The organism is Actinomadura sp. WMMB 499, assembly GCF_008824145.1.
Lineage (GTDB): Bacteria > Actinomycetota > Actinomycetes > Streptosporangiales > Streptosporangiaceae > Spirillospora.
In genome coordinates, this window is record NZ_CP044407.1 from 9156564 (window position 1) to 9176172 (window position 19609).

The following is a 19609-nucleotide window of genomic DNA, read 5'->3' on the forward strand; positions in this document are numbered from 1 at the left end:
GTTCAGTCGCGGCGCGGGGCGACCAGGCCGGACTCGTAGGCGAACACCACGAGCTGGGCGCGGTCCCGGACGTGCAGCTTGGTCAGCACCCGGCTGACGTGCGTCTTGACGGTGGCCGGGCTGATCACCATGTGCGCGGCGATCTCGTTGTTGGACAGGCCGCGGGCGACCAGCACGGTGACCTCACGCTCGCGGTTGGTCAGCGCGTCCAGCCCGTCGGGCGCGGGCTCGGGGCGGCGGGCCACGTACTCGCGGATCAGCCGGCGGGTGATCGCGGGGGACAGCAGCGCGTCGCCGCGTGCCGCGACCCGGACGCCCTGCACCAGGTCGGCGGGCTCGGTGTCCTTGACCATGAAGCCGCAGGCGCCGGCGCGCAGGGCGTTGAAGACGTACTCGTCGAGGCCGTAGTTGGTGAGGATCACGACGTGGACGTCGCGCAGCCGCTCGTCCGCGGCGATCAGCCTGGTCGCCTCGATGCCGTCCATCACCGGCATCTGGATGTCGATCAGCGCGACGTCGGGCCGGTGCTCCAGGGCCAGCGCGACGCCCCGCTCGCCGTCGGCGGCCTCGGCGGCCACTTCGATGTCGTCCTCGATCTCCAGCAGGGCGCGGAACCCGCCGCGGATGAGTGCCTGGTCGTCCACGAGCAGGACGCGGATCACGACGGGTCTCCCAAAGGGATCTGGGCGCGGACGGTGAAGCCGCCCCCGGGGCGGGGCTCGGCGCGCAGCCGCCCGCCCAGGGCCGCGACCCGCTCGCGCATGCCGAGCAGGCCCGTGCCGGGCACCGGCGGCGCGTCCGGGTCGGCCTTGCCGTCGTCGTCGACGCGGACGACCAGTTCGGTGCCGGCGTAGTCGATGCGGACCGTCGCGGCGGCCCCGCCGGCGTGCCGGGAGACGTTGGTGAGCGCCTCCTGGACGATCCGGTACGCGGCGCGGTCCACCTCCCGCGGCAGTTCCGGCGGTGTTCCGGAGACGGTCACGGTGGTCGGGAGCCCGGCCGAGCGGGCCCGCTCCACCAGCTCGTCCAGCCGGTCGAGGCCGCTCGCCGCGGCCTCGCCGTCGGGGTCCCCGGGCTCGCGCAGGACCTCCAGGGTGGCGCGCAGCTCCCGCATGGCGTCGCCGCCGGCCTCCTGGATCGCCAGCAGCGCGGGCGGGACCTCCTCGCCCCGCCGGCGCGCCAGGTGGACCGCCACCCCCGCCTGCACCTTGATGATCGAGATGCTGTGGGTGAGGGAGTCGTGCAGTTCCCGGGCGATGCGCAGCCGTTCCTCGCCCGCCTGCCGCCGGGCGGCCTCCTCGCGGGTGCGTTCGGCCTCGGCGGCCCGCCGCTCGGCCTCCTCCAGGTAGGCCTGCCGGTGCCGGGTCACCATCGCCGCCACCCCGGCCGCCACGAACCAGCCGACCAGCAGCGTCATGCTCTCCAGGTTCTGCCCGGCGTCGTCGGCGCCGGGCAGGTTCACCGCCAGGCCGCCGCCGAGGAACGCCACGGCCGCCGCCGCCCCGGCGAGCAGGTGACCGGCCCAGACCGCGGCGAACACCGACAGCATCACCGGGTAGGCGACCGCCGGGCCCGGCTGGACGTGCGCGGCGACCCCGAACATGCAGACCGTGCTGACCAGCAGCGCCGCCAGCGGTGCGCGCCGCCACGCGACGAGCGCGGCCGACCCCGCCAGGGCGCCCGCGAAGTCCAGCGCTCCCGCGCGGGGCTCGACGAGCAGGAAGACCGACACCACGGCGGCCATCCCGGCGGCGAGCAGGCCGTCCTGGGCGGGCGGCCCCAACCGGGTCAAGAACTTCATTCGTGCAGATTAGAGGCTCCTGGGGCGGTCCGTCCTCGGCGGCAGGTCGTAATAAATCACTACTCCCAGCGATGTAGTCGGGCCGGTCCTGCTTCGCGGGCGTCAGGCGGAGAAGACGTCCCGGGCATGACGACCGGCGGGCGGCCCGGACCGCAGGATGTCCGGCATGCGAACGTTCCCAGTCAAGGGCGGGCCGGGCGATCCGGGTCCGCGGAACCGCCCGCCCTCCCCCGCCGCACCGGTGCCCGGTCCGGGCTCCGGCGCCCGGCCGGGGCTCACCCTCGCCGCCGTCGCCGTCGTGCAGTTCATGGTGTCGCTGGACCTGTCGGTCGTGAACGTCGGGCTGCCTCGGATCGCCGCCGGGCTCGGCTTCGGCCCGGTGGGCCTGACCTGGGTCGTCCACGCCTACGCCCTGGCGTTCGGGGGGCTGCTCCTGCTGGGCGGCACGGCCGCCGACCGGTACGGGCGCAAGCGGGTCCTGCTGCTCGGGCTCGGCGTGTTCGGCCTGGCCTCCCTCGCCGGCGGGTTCGCCCAGGAGCCCGGCCACCTCGTCGCGGCCCGCGCCGCGCAGGGCGTCGGCGCCGCCGCCCTCGCCCCGGCCGCGCTGGCGCTGCTGGCGACGACGTTCCCCACCGGACGGGCCCGTGTCCGGGCGTTCGGGGTGTGGAGCGCCACCAACGCCGCCGGCGGCGTCTTCGGCGTCCTGATCGGCGGGCTGCTCACCGAGTACGCCGGCTGGCGCTGGGTGATGTTCGTCAACGTGCCGATGGCCGCGGTCGCGCTGGCCCTGGCCTGGCGCGGCGTCGCCGCCGGCCCGCCCGCGGCCCGCGTCGGCCGCCCGGACGTGCCCGGCGCCGTCCTGGCCACGGCGGGCATGACCCTGCTGGTCTTCGGCGTCGTCCGCGCCGGCGAGCACGCGTGGACCTCGCCGGTCACGCTGCTCACCCTCGCGGCCGCCGCGGCGCTGCTGGCGGCGTTCGTCCTGGTCGAGCGGGCCGCCGTGCACGTACGCGGGCGCGAGCCGCTGGTCCGGCCCGGCCTGCTGGCCAACCGGTCGGTCGCCGGCGCCAACGCCTACAACCTGCTGGCCGGGGCGGCCATGGCCTCGGCGTTCTACTTCGTGTCGCTGTACGTGCAGCGCGTGCTGGGCCACGGCCCGGCCCGGTCCGGGGTCGAGTTCATGCCGCTCGGCCTGGGCGTGATCGCCGGTTCGGTGCTCGCCGTCCGGCTCGGCTACCGGTTCGCGCCGCGCACCCTGCTGATCACCGGCGGGCTGCTGACCGCGGCGGGCTTCGCGTGGTTCGGCCGGATCAGCCCGGGCGGCGGGTTCGTCGCCGACGTGCTGGGGCCCTCGCTGGTCGTCGGCACCGGTTTCGGGCTCTGCCTCGCGCCGGTCGTGTCGATCGCCACCACGGGCGTCGCGGCCCACGAGTCCGGTACGGCGTCCGGCCTGCTCAACAGCACGCGCCAGCTCGGCGCGGCGCTCGGGCTCGCCGCCCTGGGCACCGTCGCGCACGACCGCACCGGCCCCACCGCCACACCCTCGACGCTGAGCGACGGGTACGCGCTCGGCCTCACCCTGGGCGCCGTGCTGCTGCTCGCCGCCGTCCTCATCGCCGCCGCCGTCCTGCCCCGGACGGGCTCGCCGCGGGCCGCCCGCGAGTGACCCGCCCGCGAGTGACCCGCCCGCGCTCGACCCCGCCCGGTCCCGACCGGCCGTGCGGCCCGAACCCCCGGAGGAACCCACGCATGACCCTCGCACCGATCGACCTGCTCGCGTCCGTCGTGCATCTGCGCCCCGGCGGCACGATCCACGCCGGCCCCCGGGCGCCCGTGCCCGAGCCGGACGGCGGCGGCTGGCGGCTGCGGGCCTGCCACGCCAGGACCGACGCCGACGTCCACGCCGGCCGGTGGCAGGTCCACCCCGAAGCCGAGGAGATCGTGTCCTGCCTCATCGGCAAGATCCGCCTCCACCTGCGCCCGGAACGGCCGGGACGGCAGGAGGAGGTGATCAGGCTGGGGGCCGGGACCGCCGCCATCGTCCCCCGCGGACGCTGGCACCGCATCGGGCTGGACACCCCCAGCACCGTCCTGGCCGTCACCCTGCCGGACGGCACCCGGCTGGAGGACCCGGCCCGCGCCCGGGACCGCACCGCGACGCCGAAGGCGGGACGGCGATGACCGCGACCCGCCCCGCCGCGGAACCGTGCACCGGGGAACGGGACGCCGCCGGGCTGCGTCCCTTCGTCCCGGCCTTCGCGGCCGTGGTGATCCTGCAGGTGATCGGCGCCCTCGCGGGCCTGGCGCCGCTGCTGGCGGTCGCCGAGCTGGGACGCGCGCTGCTGGCGCCCGGGCCCGTCGACGACGGCCGCGTGCGGCTCGTCGTGCTCGCGGGCGCGGCCGGCCTGCTGGCCCGGCTGCTGTTCACCGGCGCGTCCTCCGGCCTCGGGCACGTCATCGACGACCGGGTGCAGCTGATGCTCCGCCGCCGGCTGGCCGCGCGGCTGGGCGGCGCCCCGATCGGCTGGCTCTCCCGGCGCCGCACCGGCGAGCTGGCGAAGGTCGTGGGCGAGGACGTCGCCGCCGTGCACCCGTTCATCGCCCACACCCCCGGCGAGCTGGTGTCGGCGTTCGTGGTGCCGCTGGCGTCGCTGGTCTACCTGTTCGCCGTCGACTGGCGGCTGTCGCTCATCACCCTGACCCCGGTGCTGCTCGCGGTGGCGATCGTCCCGCTGATGATGACCCCGGCCCGGCTGCGCGAGCAGAAGGAGTTCGACGCGGGGACGGGACGGATCGCCGCCGCGGTCGTCGAGTTCGTGCAGGGCATCGCGGTGGTGAAGGCGTTCGGCGGAGCCGAGCACTCGCACCGGCGGTTCCGCGCGGCCACCGACGATTTCGCCGACACCTTCCTGCGGATGGTGCGCGGCCTGGCCGGGTTCGGCGCCGCGATGCAGGTGGCGCTGTCCCCGCCGTTCGTCCTGCTGGCCGTCCTGACCGGCGGCGCGGTGCTGATCGGCGGCGGGTCGATGCCCGCCGCCGACCTGCTGCCCTTCGTCCTGCTCGGCCTGGGCCTGACCGCGCCCGTGGCCGCCCTGGGGCACGGCTTCGACGACGTGCAGGCCGCCCGCCGCGCCGTCGCCCGGATCCGGGACGTGCTCGCCGTGCGGCCGCTGCCCGAGCCCGCGCACCCGGCCGCGCCGGACGGGCACCGGGTGGAACTGCGCGGCGTCCGGTTCGGGTACGAACCCGGCCGCGAGGTCCTGCGCGGCATCGACCTGGCGCTGGAGCCGGGGACGGTCACCGCCCTCGTCGGGCCGTCGGGCGGCGGGAAGTCCACGCTGGTCCGGCTGCTGCCGAGGTTCTTCGACCCCATCGGCGGCGCGGTCGTCCTCGGCGGCGCCGACCTGCGCGACCTCGCCCCGCGGGAGCTGTACCGGACGGTGTCGTTCGTCTTCCAGGACGTCCGGCTGCTGCGCGCGTCCGTCGCCGACAACATCGCGCTCGCCGTGCCGCACGCCGATCGCGACGACGTCGTCCGCGCCGCCCGGCTGGCGAACGTCCACGACCGGATCCTGGAGCTGCCGCACGGCTACGACACCGTGATCGGCGAGGAGGCCGGGCTGTCGGGCGGGGAAGCGCAGCGCGTCGCGATCGCCCGCGCGCTGCTCGCCGACGCGCCCGTCCTGGTCCTGGACGAGGCGACCGCCTTCGCCGACCCGCACACCGAGCTCGCGGTGCGCCGGGCCCTGACGGCGGGGCGCGCCGACCGCACCGTCCTGGTCATCGCCCACCGCCTGGAGACCGTCGCCGACGCCGACACCGTCGTGATGCTGGAGGACGGGACGATCGTCGAGCGGGGCCGCCCCGCCGACCTGCTGGAGCGGGGCGGGCGGTTCGCCGCGTTCTGGCGATCGCACCGGCCGGCGGACGCCGGCGCCGCCACCGGCGTCCCGCGAGGAGAGGATCCCCGATGATCCGCATGCTGCTGCGCGTGCTGGGACACGACTACGCCCGTCCCGTCCGCCGCACCATCGCCCTGATGGCGGCGACGGCCGTGCTCGAGGGCCTGTCCTACGCCCTGCTGGTCCCGGTGCTGCGGGCCCTGCTGGGGCCCGAGCCCGCGGAGGCGCGGCCGTGGCTGATCGCGTTCGGGGCCGCGGTCGCGGTCTACGCGGTGCTGCGCTACGCGAGCGACCTGTCCGGGTTCCGCGTCGGGACCACGCTGCTGCGCGGCGTGTACCACCGGCTCGGCGACCACCTGGCCCGGCTGCCCATCGGCTGGTACGACGCGGGACGCGTCGGCGAGGTGTCGGTCATGGCCGGCCGCGGCGTCCTGCAGGCGATGAGCGTGATCGCGCATCTGCTCGCCCCGTTCGTGTCCGCCTGCGTGACACCGCTGACGATCATCGCCGTGATGCTCGCCTACGACTGGCGGATGGGGCTGGCCGCGCTGGCCGCCGCCCCGATCGTGGCGGCCGTCCAGATCCGGGCCGGGCGCGCGACGGCCGCCGCCGACGCCGACCGGCACGACCGCGACCAGCGGGCGACCGGACGCGTCATCGAGTACCTGCAGGCGCAGCCGGTGCTGCGCGCGGGCGGACGGACCGGCGAACGCTTCGGGCTGCTCGACGACTCCCTGCTGGAGGTGCAGCGCGCGTCCCGCCGCTCGGTCGTGTCGGTGCTGCCCGGCGTGCTGGGCCTGACGATCACGGTGCAGGCGGTCTTCACCCTGCTGCTGGTCCTGGGCGCCCACCTCGCGCTCGGCGGGGACATCGGCACCGCCGAGGTCCTGACGATCCTGGTGCTGGCCGCCCGCTGCGCCGATCCGCTGCTGTCGCTGTCGGACATCGGCAGCCAGATCCGCGGCGCGCGCTCCGAACTGGCCAGGCTCGACGAGGTACTGCGCACCGAGCCGCTGCCGGAGCCCCCCGCACCGGCCCGCCCGCGCGGTCACGCCCTGCGGTTCGAGTCCGCCAGCTTCCGGCGGGGCGGGCGCACGGTGATCGACGGTCTTTCCCTGTCGGTGCCCGAGGGGCGGCGCCTCGCCGTCGTCGGGCCGTCCGGAGCGGGCAAGAGCACCCTGCTGCAGCTGCTCGCGCGGTTCCACGACGTGGACGGCGGCGCCGTCCGGGTGGGCGGCGTGGACGTGCGCGACATCAGCACCCGGGAGCTGATGTCGCGGATCGCCATCGTCTTCCAGGACGTCTACCTCTTCGACGGCACGATCGAGGAGAACGTGCGGCTCGGCCGCCCGGACGCCGGTCCGGCCGAGGTCCGCGCGGCGGCGGCCGCCGCGCGGCTGGACGAGGTCGTCGAGCGGCTGCCCGACGGCTGGGCGACCGGCGTCGGCGAGGGCGGCGCGCTGCTGTCGGGAGGCGAGCGCCAGCGCGTCTCGATCGCGCGGGCGCTGCTGAAGGACGCGCCCATCGTGCTGCTGGACGACGTGACCTCCGCGCTGGACCCGGTGAACGAGGCCGCCGTCCACGATGGCATCGAGCGGCTGATGGCGGGCCGGACCGTGGTGATGGTCGCGCACCGGCTGCGGACCGTCCGGCGCGCCGACCGCATCGCCTTCCTGGAGGGCGGACGCGTCGTGGAGGAGGGCGGCCACGACGAGCTGCTGCGCCGCGGCGGCCGCTACGCCGGCTACTGGAACCTGGCGATGGCGCCCACGAGCGGCCGGCCGGGCACCTGAGCGGCGACGTCGCCGCAGGTCACCGCAGGGTCCGTGCGACGGCGAGGATGGCGTGGGCCAGGGCGGCGCCGGCGCCGGGCGGGTGCCGGTCGCCGACGTGCTCGAGCAGCAGCTGCCCGTCCCGGGCCAGGACCCGCGCGTGCTCGCCGACCTCGACGCCGGGGACGCCGTCGAGGTCGGCGACGTCGGGCAGCAGCAGCGCGGCGCGCAGGTCCGCCAGGGCCGCGTCGGCGCGCAGCGTCGCCTCGTCGGCGCGGGCGCCGGCGCGCTCGGCCCGCGCGTCGGCGTCCCGGGCGCGCCGCTCGGCGCCCGCGGCGTGTTCCTGCAGCTCGGCGGCGCGGCCGCGGGTTTCGGCCAGCGCCGTGCGGGCCCCGGCCAGTTCGGTTTCCGCCCGCTCGGCGCGCGTGTCGGCCGCGGAGCGGGCGCGCCGTTCGGCGGCGAGGTCGGCGGCGGCGGTGTCGCGCTGCCCGGTGAGGGCCCCGACTTCGCCGCGCAGCCCCTCGATCTCGGTCCGGGCCGCGGTGAGGCGCTCGGCCGCGTCGGCGCGGGCCCGCTCGGCGTCGCCGGCACGGCGGCGCGCCCGCTCCAGGTCCCCTTCGGCGGCCGCCAGCCGTTCCCGCGTGCCGTCCAGGCGTTCCCGCAGGGCGTCGATGGTGTCGCGGGCGTGCCGGGCGGCGGCGCCCGCGGCCGACTCCGCCGCCCGGCGGGCCTCGGATTCGGCGGTCGCGGCCTGCTGGGCGGCCCGCGCGATCTCCTCGGCCGCCGCGGCGCGCTCCTCGGCCCGCAGCCGGGCCTCCTCGGCGCGCGCGGCGCCGGTCCGCGCGGTGTCCTCGGCGTGCTCGGCCCGGCGGCGGGCGGCGTCGGCGTCGCGTTCGGCCGCCCGAGCCCGTGCGGCCTCCTGCTCCAGCTCGGTGTTGCGGTCCACGACGGTAGCGATGATGCCGTCGATGCGCTCGGCCGCCCGGGTCTCGGTCTCCGCCCGGGCCCGGGCCTCGGCGGCCAGGCCGGTCAGCACGGTGCGCAGCGCGGCCAGGGGCTCCTTGACGGCGGCCGCGGCGGGGTTGCGGGCCGCGGCGTGCGCCTCGGCCTGGCAGTCGCGCCCGTCCGGTCCCCGTTCGGGCGGGCAGTACTCGGGACGGCGGCCGCGGGCCTTGGGCGGCCGGGGGAGCGCGGCGTCGCAGTGCTTGCACCGGCCCCACGGCGCGGCCGGATCGGCCCCGGCCGGAGGCCGCCGCCCGCCCGTCCCGGTCCCCGCGCCGGGGGCGCCCTCGAGATCGATCTCCACGGTGCCCGCCTCGTCGTGCTCAGCCATGACCCCGATGCTCGCAGGATTTCCTGTGACGAGCAATGAAACACGCGAATCCTATTTCCTGATACGAGAAATCGAGGCAGCGCATAATCGCCGTTATGCGCTAAGCTTCTCGGCATGATCAGCACGGCGGCCCACCCGACGCCCCTGGCGCCGGCGCCCGGCACGACATGACCGGCGGCGGCACCGGCCCCGGCGGAACGCTGCACGGCCTCGTCCTGCGCGGCGCCCCGGCCGCACCGGGCACCGAGGACGAGCACGAGGCAGGCGCGCCGGCCGGGGGAGCCCCGGTCGCGGCGGGTGCCGGAACGCCCGCGCGGCCGTCCGAAGCTCTGGCGGCCGACGCGCTGGCCAAACTGGACGCCGACCTGGGGCAGGTGCAGGTCGCCCGGATCGGCGGCCGCCGGATCCACCGCCGGCGCATCGAGCTGCTGGCCGAGGCCTGCACCCCGGCGACGTTCGCGCTGGTGCTGGACTGGCTGTCCAGCACCCGCCGCGCGTCCGCCGCCACCAAGCGCACCTACGTCGACGACCTGCGCCGTGTCTGGGCGCCGCTGGCCCGCGAGCTGGGGCACGAGGCGTTCGCCGTCGGCTGCCTGACCAGCGAGCACGTGCGCATGTGGCGGCTGCGCCAGGAGGCCGCCGGGGTCGCCGCCCGCAGCGTCGGCCGGTACGTCTCCTGCCTGTCGTCCCTGCACACCTACGCCGCCGGGCGGCTCGATCCCCCGCCGCGCAACCCCGTCACCGAGGACGACCGGCCCCGCCTCCCCTCGGGCCGCACGTCCTCCTCGACCCCGGTCCTGGAACTCGACCAGGTCCGCGCGGTGGCCGCCCGCGCGACGAGCGAGACGGACCTGCTGGTGGTGATGCTGCTCTACAGCCTGGCCGGGCGGGTCACCGAACTGTGCGCCGCCGACGTCACCGACCTGCTCCACGACGGCGACCGGACGCTGCTCAACCTCGTCCGCAAGGGCGGCAAGCCCCGCGCGCTGCCGCTGCCGGCCCGCTGCGCGGAGCTGCTGCGCCGCCACGTCGGCGGCCGCACCGGGGGCCCGCTGCTGACCGACGCCAAGGGCGACCGGCTCGACCGCCACGACGTCGACCGCATCAGCACCCGGCTCGGCCGCGCCGCCGGCGTCCCGGCGGGGCGGGACCTGACCCCCCACATCTGGCGCGCCTCCCGCATCACCCACATGCTCGACGCCGGAGTCCCCCTCGCCGAAGTGCAGGAGTTCGCCGACCACGCCAACCCGGCCACCACGATCGGCTACTGGGAGCGCCGCAGCCGGAGCAGGCGCGCCGCCGCGCACGTCGACCGGGCCGCCGAGGTCTTCACCCCGCCCTGACCGGCCACCGGTGCGGCACCCGCAGCCGGGCGATGATCCCGGCCCGTCCCGCACCGCCGGCTCGCCGACCCCGCTCGCCGCGAGGACCGGTCCCACACGCCGGCCGCGCAGGCCCGTGAGGAGGATCGGCACGGCCAGTGGCGACAGCGGCTGGATCTTCGCTTCGGTTTGATCACTTGGCTCGTTCGGCCTGGTCACCGCCCCTACGTTGCCGGGTATGCGTGGGAGATCCGGGACGCCTACGGCTACACCGAGTTCGAGTCGGCGGAGGAGCAGGTGCGCGGGTGTGGGCGTCGCAGGAAGGGCTGCGGGCGCTGTTCGACCGGGCGGTGGTGTGGCTGGTGGAGCACCGGGTTCTGCTGCCGGGGATCACCACGGTGACGCCTCTGGTGGCCGAGGTCGGCAGGGCGGAGAACGCCCTGCTGCACGGCCTGCTGACCGAGAGCCGACCCCGGCCGAGACAGCCGCGGCGTTGCGGGCCTGCTGCAGGTACCCGAGGACCGGCGGGTGTCGGAGCTGGAGCGCCATCGCACCTCGCCGGTCAAGGCGTCGGGCCGGATGCTGGTACGGGAGCTGGGCCGGGTCGCCGTAGACCGCTTGTTCCAGGCGGGAACGATGGGCGCGTCGTACCCGCGTTCGCGACACCAGGCCAGCCAGGAACCGACCGCGGCGCGGCGGGCATTCCAAGTGTTGACCGCCGCGCTGCCCCACAGCGGTTCCAGCGACTCGCCGATCTCCTCATGGCCACCGACACCAACGGCCTGGCCTCGCCCGGCCGTTCAGCGGTCTTGCCGATCCCGATCCCGTACTGCGGATGGTGTTCGGATTGCCGAGCGAGCCGAGGAATGCATCGGCCGCCGTGATGACGGCGAGCGACTAGCGGTACCTGTCGGTAGCTTGAGGCGGGTGCAGGTGACCGGCCGTACACGCTGCCTGGCCCCCCCGATTGGGTCCCGATCCCGGGCAGGGGCTGGTCCGGCATGTCTCTTGGTCTAGGGGTCTTTGTTGGTGGAGGGTCTGATTGCAGAAAGCAGCCGTTTGCGTTCTGGGGTGTAGTGCCACCACGGTCGGGCGGGTCGTCCTTCGGCTTGGTCGACGGCGGACATGATGGTGTCGAGCAGGCACGGGTCCAGGGCCTCGCCGGCGGCGGCCGACATCTGCTCGTACAGTTCGATCGGGTCCCTGCCCGTCAGCTGTGCGCTGCGGGTGATCCCGATGCGGTCGAAGTAGCCGGTCACCGCCCGGCCGACGTTGACCAGGTCGGTGAGGTCGGAACCGGCCGGGTCCTTCCGGTCGTGGGAGTTCACGGTGTCGCCTCCTTGGCCGGTTTCCGGCGCGTCTGGTCGAGGGCGTCGGCGAGCAGGCCGATCTGCCGGGGATCGCCCGAGCAGGGCAGCAGTACCAGCTCGTCGCGGTCTGGAAATACGTTCATGCAGGTCAACGTAACCATGCAGTGGACGGCGGTCTTGCAGGAATCGGACACCGCGCCCGGCGAAGTCACCGGCCCCGCGTTCCGCACCGCCCGAAACCAACGACCCTGCCCGCGCGGCCCTCACCGGTCTCCTGAGCTCCACAGCCCAGGCGCGTCCTGCCGGGCCAGCTGCGCTGCTGCCTTGGATTCCTCGTTCCGCAGAGCCTGGGGCGCAGTTTGTCGTTCACCGGCCGGTGTTCCGGTAGGGATCCCCCACCGGAACACCACCACTCAAGCGGGACAGCACCCCAGGTCAGGGTGTTCCGTATGAGTGTTCCGGAACCTGTCCCGGTGAAGGGGGCTATCCGGGACATTTGAGACCCGTGGCCGAGACCCGCCGCGTCGGCTACGCCCGCTGCTCCACCGACGAACAAGACGTCCAGATCCAGACCGAGCAGCTCCTCGTGCTCCGGTGCGATTCCATGGTGGTCGCTCGGCGGCCGCCGCGCTCCCTCCCCGGCCACTCGTATGGCAGGGGAGGGAGCCGTGGTGCCCGAGAGGAGTCGCGGGCACCACGGGTTGGGGTCAGATGTCGAAGGCGGCGGGGTACTGGATGGTGCCGGTCGGGATCAGGCGGGTGTCGTCGAGGGCCATGGCCGTCATGGCCTCGTCGGGTGCATCGAAGGGTGCTCGGATGCCGAAGCCGGAGGCGGGGGTGAAGCCGAACCGCGGGTAGTAGTCGGCGTGGCCCGGGACGAGGACCAGGTTCTCTCCCATGGCGCGGACGGCGTCCAGGGAGGTGGGCGGCGTAGGCGTAGTCGCCGCCGTGCTCCCGCCGCATGGCGATCTCCGCCTGGGACGCGGTGAGCGCCTCGGGCATGCCGGGCTGCTGCGGACCGGCCAGGGCGATCCGTCGGGTGAGCGGGGTGTAGTACTCCTCCCACCAGTCGCTTTCCGGCAGCGGCCAGTGCGCGCGGACGGACGCGGCCGGGTCGGCCGCGGTCCACTCGATCTCGGTGACGACGATGACGCCGCCGGGGGCGAGCAGGCGACGCCAGGAGCGCAGGGCGTGGTCGAAGCCGACCGTGTAGATCGCCCCTTCGGCCCAGATCGCATCGAAGCTGTGATCGGGGAACGGAAGCCGGTCCATCGAGCAGTTGAGGACGGTGACGCGGTCGGCCAGGCCCCGGCGTGCGGCCTCGGCCGCGAGGCCGTCCAGGAACGGCTGGTGGAGGTCGACCGCGGTCACGTGCGCGCCGGATTCCTCGGCCAGCAGCAGCGTGGCACGTCCGGGGCCGCAGCCCGCGTCCAGCACCCGCAGGTGCTCGGGCAGCGGCCCGGACGCCTCCAGCAGGCGGCGCTTGGTGGCGTCCGAGCCGGGAGCCTGCCGGGGCGGGTCGTGGTGCAGGGTGAAGAGCGCCTGCGTCACCGGATCGCCGCCATGGGTGAGATCAGGGGTGTCGTTCACTGCTTGCGCCCCCGGAACTGGTAGGTGGCACGCAGGTGCCGCGTGATCTCCTTCTTGGTGGCCTCACGGTCGGCGCGCAGCCGCGCGTCGGTGCGGGAGGCGGCGTAGGTGTTCTCCCTCAGCAGCCGCTGGTAGCTGTCCAGACGGCGCCGGGGGAATCTCGCCGGTCGTCCGGAGCCGGGGCAGCGGGGAGGTCCCCGCTGCCCCGGCCGTTCCTCTGCAGGAGTTCGGGGGCGGTTCGGGTGCGCGGCGGACGGCGGCGGTGCGAACGGGACGCGCCGGCGGGGGAGACCGGCCGGTGCCGGTGACTCAAGGAGTCCGGGACGGCCGGGCGGCGGCCAGCACCGCCGCGAGGCCTTCTTGCAGATCACTGACGAAATGGTCGCGAACCTCCAGCGACGGGAAATGTCCCCCGGCCTCGGGTGCCCTCCAACGGACGATCTGTCGGTACCGCTCCTGCGCCCAGGGGCGCGGGGACTTCTCGATGTCGCGGGGGTACATGGTGATCGCCGACGGGACGTCGACCCGGAGTTCGGGGTCGAGCGAGTCGTGGCTCTCGTAGTAGATGCGGGCTGCTGAGGCGCCGGTCCGCGTCAGCCAGTACAGGGTGACGTTGTCAAGGAAGCGGTCCCTGGAAATCGTCTCGAACGGGCTGTCCTCGGTGTCGGTCCACTCGGCGAACTTGTCGAGGATCCAGGCGAGAAGCCCGACCGGCGAGTCGACGAGCGAGTAGCCGATGGTCTGCGGGCGGGTCGCCTGCTGCTTGGCGTACGCCGCGCGGTGGCGCCAGAAATCGCGGGTCTCCTCGGTCCACGCGCGTTCGGCCGCCGTCAGCCCGTCCGTCGTCAACCCGGGCGGTGCCTGCGCGAGCGTGGAGTGGATGCCCAGGACGTGCGCCGGGAACCTCCCGGCGAGGACCGTGGTGATCACGCCTCCCCAGTCGCCGCCGTGGGCCAGGAACTTGTCGTAGCCGAGCTTTCCCATCAGTTCCACCCAGGCGGCCGCGATCTTTTCGGTTCCCCACCCGGTGGTGGTCGGCTTGTCGCTGTATCCGAAGCCCGGCAGCGACGGGACCACGACGTGGAACGCCGGCGTGCCCGCGTCTTCGGGATCCGCCAGCTCGTCCACCACATCGATGAACTCGGCGACGCTGCCCGGCCAGCCGTGCGTCAAGACCAGAGGAGTGGCGTCCGCGCGCGCGGATCGGCGGTGCAGGAAGTGGATTCCCAGATCGTCGATGGTCGTGCGGAACTGGCCGATCCGGTCGAGGCGCGCTTCGAACGCCCGCCAGTCGTACCCGGTGCGCCAGTAGTCCACGACATCGGCGAGGTCGGCGAGGGGAACGCCCTGGTCCCATCGGCGGGGGCCGGGCGAGGCGCGATGGACCGTCTCGGCTTCCGGTAGCCGCGCCGCGGCCAGCCGCGCGCGCAGATCGTCGAGGTCGGCGTCGGCCGCGCTGGCCTGGAACGCCTGCACCTCGCTGGTCGGACGGTTCATGAGGCGTTGTCCCCGGTGGGTGGGCATGAGACCTCCCGGTCATCGTGGAACCGGCCCTAACCTGCATAGAACCGGCATAGATGGTTCTATCAGGTGCGGGAGTGGCGGGCAACCGGCTAAGGTGGTTCCATGCGTGCCGGGTTCCCCGAGTTCCGTCTAGGCCGAGTGCTGGCGACCAGCTTCACGGGCACTCTGACGGAGCGCTGCGGCAACGCCGTGGAACGTATTCCCACACCGCAGCGGCTCGTCGACTGGCTGGCGGTGAACGGCCTCGACGTGGAGTCCTGCACCACCGCCCAGCTCGAACTCGCCTGGGAACTGAGGGAGTCGATCCACGCCGCCGCGACGGCGGCCGCGCTCCAGGACGCTCTCCCCGCCTCCGCCGTCCAGATCATCAACGACCGCAGCACTCAGGGGCGGGCCGCGGCCGTCCTGACACCCGAGCGCGAACGGCGATGGCGGCTCGGCTCGGCCTCCTGCGTGGAGGACGCCCTGGGCGTGATCGCCGCCGACGCGATCAGCGTCATCGCAGGCGAACGCGACGGAAAACTGGCCTTGTGCGCATCGCCGACCTGCCGGGCCGCCTTCTTCGACACCAGCCGAAGCCGCACCCGCAGATGGTGCGACATGAACACGTGCGGGAATCACGAGAAGAAGGCGCGCTTCAACGCCAACCAGCGAAAGAACTCCGGATCGGCGAAGTAGCCGCTACCCTTCGGCGCACATCCGGGTGGACCGCGTCCGCGGCGAAGTCGTGGCGGACGCCGATCGCGGTGCTGCTCTCGACCGGCTGGCGGTCCACCTCGGCGAAGCCCGTCAGTTCGGAGCAGCCTCCGCCCGGCCGGCGGCCCGGCTCGCCGGACGGCAGTTCCGTCCGGGCGCGGTCCTGCGCGGCCTGTTTCCAGCCGAGGTCGAACGCGCCCTGGCCGACCGTGCGGGGCGGGTGGCCGTCGCCGGCGGCCGATGAACAGAGCCCAGGGGCCGTCGGCCCACGGTGATGTCGCCCCGCCTCGTTCGACGGCCGCTCCGCCGTGTGGTGGCGGGATCGCGGCCCGGGGGCGGCTCCATGTCGCTCGGGGCCGCCCCCGGGTCTCCCTAGTTCCCGGCCGACACGGTGAAGGTGAAGCCGGTTCTCGTCGGACGGTGCAGCGGGATGTCGCACTCGGTCCGGCGAAGGATCTCGGTTCTGCTGAGGCCGAGCCCTCGTGCGATGAGCCGTCGCGGGCGCACCGGCACCGGATCCTCGAAGAGGACCTCCACCTGGACCGGCCCTGCCTGATCGGCCCATGCCGGCGCGGTGTCGAGCCGCCAGGCCCCTTCCCAGTCCAGGGTGAAGCGGTTGCGGCGGGCGAGCAGCGGATCCAGCAGCGTGGAGGCCACCAGGTCCGGGTCGTTGGCGCGGTAGCGGTGGAGGTCGGCCGGATCGAACGATCTGACCGGCGCCCGCTCGTGGACGGTGAGCTTGTTCGTCCGGCCGCAGGATGTGCAGCGGACCAGCAGCCACACGTCCAGCAGCTTGCCGTTGGCGTTGACGCGGAACCGGCCCCGGCCGGCGGTGGCCGACTCCGATCGGCAGTCCACGCACCGCAGCGACAGCAGCGGCAGCCGGGTCCGTCGTACGACCCAGGGCAGCACGGTATGAGGTTGTGAAGACATGAACTCTCTAGACCTGACACGAGGCCGATCACGCGCGGCCTCGAACGCTGGGGGACCGGGCGCGCGAGGGCGGCCCGGCGGAGCCGACGGGAACGTCGGCTGAGGGTGAGCTGCGGAAGGTGCCGGGTCTAAAGAGCAGGCGGGGTCACGCGGTTCTGTCCTCTGTCCTCTGGCTGTGACGGGGCCGCGGGCAATCTACGGGGGCGCCGGAGGGCGCCTCAAGCGGTTTTCCGCCCGGGATTTCCTCGGTGTTTCCCTCTCGGCGGGGGACGTCCACGGCGCCGGGGCCCGGTGGAGGCCGGTGGGGGTGCGCGTCGGTTCCGCCCGAGAACGCACATCTCATTCGGCGGGACGGGGAAGAACCCGTGGGGCGGCGCGCCGCCCGGGGAGCCGGATCGAGGGGAGAGGGGTCGCATGCAGGACGAACCACCACCGCCGGGGATCGACACGAGCGTGCCGCATTCGGCCCGGATCTGGGACTACTGGCTGGGCGGCCGGGAGAACTATCCCGCGGACCGCGAGGCCGGCGACGCCGTCCTGCGGGTGCTGCCGGGGATCGCCGCGTCGGCCAAGGCGGACCGCGCGTTCCTCGGGCGCGCGGTGCGGTTCCTGGTCAGGCAGGGGATCGGCCAGTTCCTCGATCTCGGTGCCGGGCTGCCCACCGTCGACAACACCCATGACGTCGCGCAGCGGGTGGCGCCGTCGTCGCGGATCGTCTACGTCGACAACGACCCGCTGGTGCTCACCCACGCGCGGACGCTGCTGCGCGGCGCGCCCGAGGGGGCCTGCGACTACATCGAGGCCGACATCCGCGACGTCGGGCCGGTGCTGGAGGGCGCGTCGCGGACGCTGGACTTCGGCCGCCCGGTCGGGCTGATGCTGCTGGGGGTGCTGAACCACGTCCTGGACGACGGCGAGGCGGAGGCGCTGGTCGCCGGGTTCCTGGAGCGGCTGGCCCCCGGCAGCCACCTGGTCCTGTCGCACACCTGCGACGCGACGACCGACGAGCTGGACGGGGAGGCGATGCGGCGGGCCGTGGCGGAGGTGATGCGGCGCGGCGGGACGCCGATCCGGGCGCGCTCGCCCGGGGAGATCGAGCGGTTCTTCACCGGGACGCGGCTGCTGGAGCCGGGCGTGGTGTCGTGCTCGCGGTGGCGTCCCGACCCGCCGGAGCGGCGGGATCCGGAAGTGCCGCACTTCAGCGGGGTCGGGGTCGTCGGGGCGTGAGGGCCCTTCCGCCGCCCATCTGGTGGCCCAGGAACTTCAGGCACACGGCGCGGCGGGTCCGGTCGCGCGGGTAGCGGCGCCGGCACTCGTGCCTGATCCAGGCGGGCGTCCCGTCCGTGCGCGGCGGCCGGCGGCCGCCCGGGCGGGCGCGGGGACGCTCGGGCGGGCGGTCGGCGCGCGGGCGCTCCGCGGCCCGGCCGCCGCCGGGCGGGGCGGGCTTCGCCGGGCGGGTGGCGGGGGAGCGGCCGGCCCGCGCGGGGGACCCGCCGGCCCCGGGGCGCGGGGTGCGGCCGGGGCGCCGCCCGTCCGTGGCCGCGGGGGAGCCGGACCGGGTGAGCGCGGGGCCGGGCGGCGGGCGGTCCTTGTTCGGCCGGGGGTCGGCGGTGACCGCCGGGCGCGGCCGCGCCGGGGCGTCCGCGGGGAACGCGGCGTACAGGACGCCGGCGGCGAGGGCCGCGACCGACAGCGCGGCGACGAGCAGGCGGCGGCTCCGCGACGGCCGGCGGCCCGGCCGGCGGGACGGCGGGACGCGCCAGGGTTCGTCGGGTCGCGGGGGCACGCGCGGGGCGGGTGGTCGCGGGTAGTGGTTCGCCACGCCCCTTTGACTACCAACGGTCACGGCCCGGGCACAATCAGCCTCGCCGGGGCGGTGGCGGACGGGCGGGGCGGACGGCCGGGATCCGTACGGGTCCCGGCCGTCCGGGGGTCACAGCAGGACGACGCCGAGGAGGAGGACGACGGTGAGGGCGGTGAGGCCCTGCACGAGGGTCGCGGCGGTGTGGGCGCGGTAGGCGGTGGTGACGCTCATGCCGGAGAACTGCGTGACGACCCAGAAGTAGGAGTCGTTGACGTGGCTGACCACCATCGCGCCCGCGCCGATGGCCATGACCGCCAGGACCTGCCCGATCGGGACGCCGCCCATCATGGCGTCCAGGCCCAGCGCGGGCAGCAGCGGCTGCGCGAGCGTCGAGGTGATGATCAGGGCGGCGGTGGAGCTGCCCTGCGCCGTCTTCAGCAGCGCGGCGAGGGCGAACAGCACCAGCAGGGCGACGGGGCCGGCGACGGCCGAGCCGTCCCCGATGAGGGTCTTGATGTAGTCGGCGATGGGGGTCGCCTTGATCACGGCGCCGAACGCGCCGCCCGCCCCGGTGATCACCAGGATGACGGCGGCGTCGGACAGGCCCTCGCCCACCCACTTGGTGAGGACTTCGGCGTCGCGGCGGGCGGGCAGCAGCGCCAAGGCCAGCAGCACGCCGATCAGCAGCGCGTTGACGGGCGCGCCCACGTCGGTGAGGACGTCGCCGAGGGCGCCGCCGACCAGGGTGCCCCCGCCGGAGGGGAACGCGGCGACCGAGCCGACCGCCATCAGCAGGATCGGCACGAGGATCGGGGCGGCCGCGCGGCCGAGGCCGGGGATGCGCTCGAACTGCGCCTTGTACTCCTCGAAGGTCTGCTCGGCCTGCGGCAGGGCGCTCTCCAGGTGCGCGGTGCGGCGCAGCGCCCACGCCAGGCCGGCGATGGTGGCGGCCAGGGACACCGGGATGCCGAACAGGATGACCCAGATCAGCCCGTCGGAGCCGATGCCGACGTTGCCGGCCGCGGCGATCGGGCCGGGCGTCGGCGGGACGAAGGTGTGCGAGGCGTACAGGCCGGTGGCCAGCGCGGTGCCGAGCACGACGGGGTTCTTGCCGGTCTTGCGGGCGATGGAGCGCTGCAGCGGCGACATGACCACGTATCCGGAGTCGCAGAACACCGGGATGGACACCACCCAGCCCATCAGCGACATGGCGATGGCGGGGTGCCGCCTGCCGACGACCTTCAGGACGGCGTCGGCGAGGGTGACGGCGGCGCCGGTGCGCTCCAGCACCTTCCCGATGATCGTCCCGAAGATGATCACCAGTCCGATGCTCGCCAGGATCGACCCGAAGCCCTCGGCGATCGTCCCGCCGAGGTCGGCGACGTAGGGCTCCTCGGAGCCGGCGGCGGCGCCGATCCCCATGGCCGCGAGCCCGAACGCGAACGCCGCCAGGACGATCGCCAGGAACGGGTGCAGCTTGAACCGCCCGCTCAGCAGGATGATCAGGCCGATGCTCGCGGCGAGCGCGAGCATCAGGAAGGGGCCGGTGGTGGTCATGGGACTCCTTGACGTGCTGTGGGGGTGGGCGGCCCGGGCGGCGGGGAGCGGCGCGGGCCGTCGAT

General features: G+C 74.8%; 18 protein-coding genes and 2 pseudogenes. 8 read left to right on the forward strand and 12 right to left on the reverse strand.

The genetic code is table 11. The annotated features are described in order from the left end of the window. Nucleotides 1-2: 2 nt before the first annotated feature. Nucleotides 3-662: a response regulator transcription factor gene (locus F7P10_RS41790; RefSeq protein ID WP_151017703.1), complete on the reverse strand. Its 660-nt coding sequence runs from the start codon at nt 660-662 to the stop codon at nt 3-5. Continuing rightward, complete coding sequence (locus F7P10_RS41795; protein WP_151017704.1) at nt 659-1801, reverse strand: sensor histidine kinase; 1143 nt, start codon at nt 1799-1801, stop codon at nt 659-661. The genes F7P10_RS41790 and F7P10_RS41795 overlap by 4 nt, the downstream gene beginning before the upstream one ends. A 166-nt stretch (nt 1802-1967) precedes the next feature. On the opposite strand from F7P10_RS41795, the gene F7P10_RS41800 reads away from it, so the two are divergent. From F7P10_RS41800 to F7P10_RS41815, 4 genes are all read left to right on the forward strand, one after another. Beyond that, complete coding sequence (locus F7P10_RS41800; RefSeq protein WP_151017705.1) at nt 1968-3467, forward strand: MFS transporter; 1500 nt, start codon at nt 1968-1970, stop codon at nt 3465-3467. 83 nt (nt 3468-3550) lie between these two features. After that, nucleotides 3551-3982: a cupin domain-containing protein gene (locus tag F7P10_RS41805; protein ID WP_151017706.1), complete on the forward strand. Its 432-nt coding sequence runs from the start codon at nt 3551-3553 to the stop codon at nt 3980-3982. Beyond that, complete coding sequence (locus F7P10_RS41810; protein WP_151017707.1) at nt 3979-5775, forward strand: ABC transporter ATP-binding protein; 1797 nt, start codon at nt 3979-3981, stop codon at nt 5773-5775. The genes F7P10_RS41805 and F7P10_RS41810 overlap by 4 nt, the downstream gene beginning before the upstream one ends. Further along, nucleotides 5772-7496, forward strand: coding sequence for an ABC transporter ATP-binding protein (locus F7P10_RS41815; protein WP_151017708.1), 1725 nt, complete (start codon nt 5772-5774; stop codon nt 7494-7496). The genes F7P10_RS41810 and F7P10_RS41815 overlap by 4 nt, the downstream gene beginning before the upstream one ends. A gap of 19 nt (nt 7497-7515) precedes the next feature. On the opposite strand, the gene F7P10_RS41820 is transcribed toward F7P10_RS41815, so the two are convergent. Beyond that, nucleotides 7516-8808: a hypothetical protein gene (locus F7P10_RS41820; RefSeq protein WP_151017709.1), complete on the reverse strand. Its 1293-nt coding sequence runs from the start codon at nt 8806-8808 to the stop codon at nt 7516-7518. A gap of 167 nt (nt 8809-8975) precedes the next feature. On the opposite strand from F7P10_RS41820, the gene F7P10_RS41825 reads away from it, so the two are divergent. Further along, a complete protein-coding gene (locus F7P10_RS41825; RefSeq protein WP_151017710.1) occupies nt 8976-10151 on the forward strand; it encodes a tyrosine-type recombinase/integrase in 1176 nt (391 codons plus the stop codon). Nucleotides 10152-11143: 992 nt separating this feature from the next. Here the strand turns inward: F7P10_RS41825 and F7P10_RS41835 are convergent. The 6 genes and pseudogenes from F7P10_RS41835 to F7P10_RS41855 all read right to left on the reverse strand — a co-directional run bounded on the left by F7P10_RS41835 (nt 11144) and on the right by F7P10_RS41855 (nt 14527). Continuing rightward, nucleotides 11144-11458 (reverse strand): helix-hairpin-helix domain-containing protein, encoded by a 315-nt coding sequence (locus tag F7P10_RS41835; protein ID WP_151017711.1) that lies wholly within the window; start codon nt 11456-11458, stop codon nt 11144-11146. After that, complete coding sequence (locus tag F7P10_RS45235) at nt 11455-11583, reverse strand: hypothetical protein (RefSeq protein ID WP_302851409.1); 129 nt, start codon at nt 11581-11583, stop codon at nt 11455-11457. Before F7P10_RS45235 ends, F7P10_RS41835 begins: the two co-directional genes overlap by 4 nt. Before the next feature lie 564 nt (nt 11584-12147). Further along, nucleotides 12148-12357: pseudogene (locus F7P10_RS44950) on the reverse strand (GNAT family N-acetyltransferase); the annotation flags it as partial. 220 nt (nt 12358-12577) lie between these two features. Further along, a pseudogene (locus tag F7P10_RS44955) lies at nt 12578-13030 on the reverse strand (cyclopropane-fatty-acyl-phospholipid synthase family protein); the annotation flags it as partial. Beyond that, entirely contained in the window at nt 13027-13401 is a 375-nt protein-coding gene (locus F7P10_RS43005; RefSeq protein ID WP_176611851.1) for a hypothetical protein, read from the reverse strand. The gene F7P10_RS43005 and the pseudogene F7P10_RS44955, both read right to left, overlap by 4 nt. Beyond that, complete coding sequence (locus F7P10_RS41855; RefSeq protein WP_151017712.1) at nt 13340-14527, reverse strand: epoxide hydrolase family protein; 1188 nt, start codon at nt 14525-14527, stop codon at nt 13340-13342. The genes F7P10_RS43005 and F7P10_RS41855 overlap by 62 nt, the downstream gene beginning before the upstream one ends. A gap of 129 nt (nt 14528-14656) precedes the next feature. Between F7P10_RS41855 and F7P10_RS41860 the strand changes: the two genes are divergently transcribed. Both F7P10_RS41860 and F7P10_RS41865 read left to right on the forward strand, forming a co-directional pair. Further along, the gene (locus F7P10_RS41860; protein ID WP_151017713.1) at nt 14657-15232 is read left to right on the forward strand and encodes an ABATE domain-containing protein; all 576 of its coding nucleotides are present in this window, start codon (nt 14657-14659) and stop codon (nt 15230-15232) included. Between the two features lie 49 nt (nt 15233-15281). Next, nucleotides 15282-15494 (forward strand): hypothetical protein, encoded by a 213-nt coding sequence (locus tag F7P10_RS41865; protein ID WP_151017714.1) that lies wholly within the window; start codon nt 15282-15284, stop codon nt 15492-15494. A 128-nt stretch (nt 15495-15622) separates the two neighbouring features. On the opposite strand, the gene F7P10_RS41870 is transcribed toward F7P10_RS41865, so the two are convergent. Then, nucleotides 15623-16162: a DUF1062 domain-containing protein gene (locus tag F7P10_RS41870; protein ID WP_254716302.1), complete on the reverse strand. Its 540-nt coding sequence runs from the start codon at nt 16160-16162 to the stop codon at nt 15623-15625. 435 nt (nt 16163-16597) lie between these two features. On the opposite strand from F7P10_RS41870, the gene F7P10_RS41875 reads away from it, so the two are divergent. Beyond that, a complete protein-coding gene (locus tag F7P10_RS41875) occupies nt 16598-17410 on the forward strand; it encodes an SAM-dependent methyltransferase (RefSeq protein WP_151017716.1) in 813 nt (270 codons plus the stop codon). Here F7P10_RS41875 and F7P10_RS41880 read toward each other — a convergent pair. Further along, the gene (locus F7P10_RS41880; protein WP_151017717.1) at nt 17382-18005 is read right to left on the reverse strand and encodes a hypothetical protein; all 624 of its coding nucleotides are present in this window, start codon (nt 18003-18005) and stop codon (nt 17382-17384) included. The two genes, F7P10_RS41875 and F7P10_RS41880, sit on opposite strands and share 29 nt — an antisense overlap. A 111-nt stretch (nt 18006-18116) precedes the next feature. Then, nucleotides 18117-19544, reverse strand: a complete 1428-nt coding sequence (locus F7P10_RS41885) for a GntP family permease (RefSeq protein WP_151017718.1) — start codon at nt 19542-19544, stop codon at nt 18117-18119. Nucleotides 19545-19609 lie beyond the last annotated feature (65 nt).

Bases quoted from the DNA above. Each gene is read 5' to 3' on its own strand.
- F7P10_RS41795 (WP_151017704.1), bottom strand. From the start codon at position 1,801: ATGAAGTTCTTGACCCGGTTGGGGCCGCCCGCCCAGGACGGCCTGCTC.
- F7P10_RS41800 (WP_151017705.1), top strand. From the start codon at position 1,968: ATGCGAACGTTCCCAGTCAAGGGCGGGCCGGGCGATCCGGGTCCGCGG.
- F7P10_RS41805 (WP_151017706.1), top strand. From the start codon at position 3,551: ATGACCCTCGCACCGATCGACCTGCTCGCGTCCGTCGTGCATCTGCGC.
- F7P10_RS41810 (WP_151017707.1), top strand. From the start codon at position 3,979: ATGACCGCGACCCGCCCCGCCGCGGAACCGTGCACCGGGGAACGGGAC.
- F7P10_RS41815 (WP_151017708.1), top strand. From the start codon at position 5,772: ATGATCCGCATGCTGCTGCGCGTGCTGGGACACGACTACGCCCGTCCC.
- F7P10_RS41820 (WP_151017709.1), bottom strand. From the start codon at position 8,808: ATGGCTGAGCACGACGAGGCGGGCACCGTGGAGATCGATCTCGAGGGC.
- F7P10_RS41825 (WP_151017710.1), top strand. From the start codon at position 8,976: ATGACCGGCGGCGGCACCGGCCCCGGCGGAACGCTGCACGGCCTCGTC.
- F7P10_RS45235 (WP_302851409.1), bottom strand. From the start codon at position 11,583: ATGAACGTATTTCCAGACCGCGACGAGCTGGTACTGCTGCCCTGCTCG.
- F7P10_RS41855 (WP_151017712.1), bottom strand. From the start codon at position 14,527: ATGAACCGTCCGACCAGCGAGGTGCAGGCGTTCCAGGCCAGCGCGGCC.
- F7P10_RS41860 (WP_151017713.1), top strand. From the start codon at position 14,657: ATGCGTGCCGGGTTCCCCGAGTTCCGTCTAGGCCGAGTGCTGGCGACC.
- F7P10_RS41875 (WP_151017716.1), top strand. From the start codon at position 16,598: ATGCAGGACGAACCACCACCGCCGGGGATCGACACGAGCGTGCCGCAT.
- F7P10_RS41885 (WP_151017718.1), bottom strand. From the start codon at position 19,544: ATGACCACCACCGGCCCCTTCCTGATGCTCGCGCTCGCCGCGAGCATC.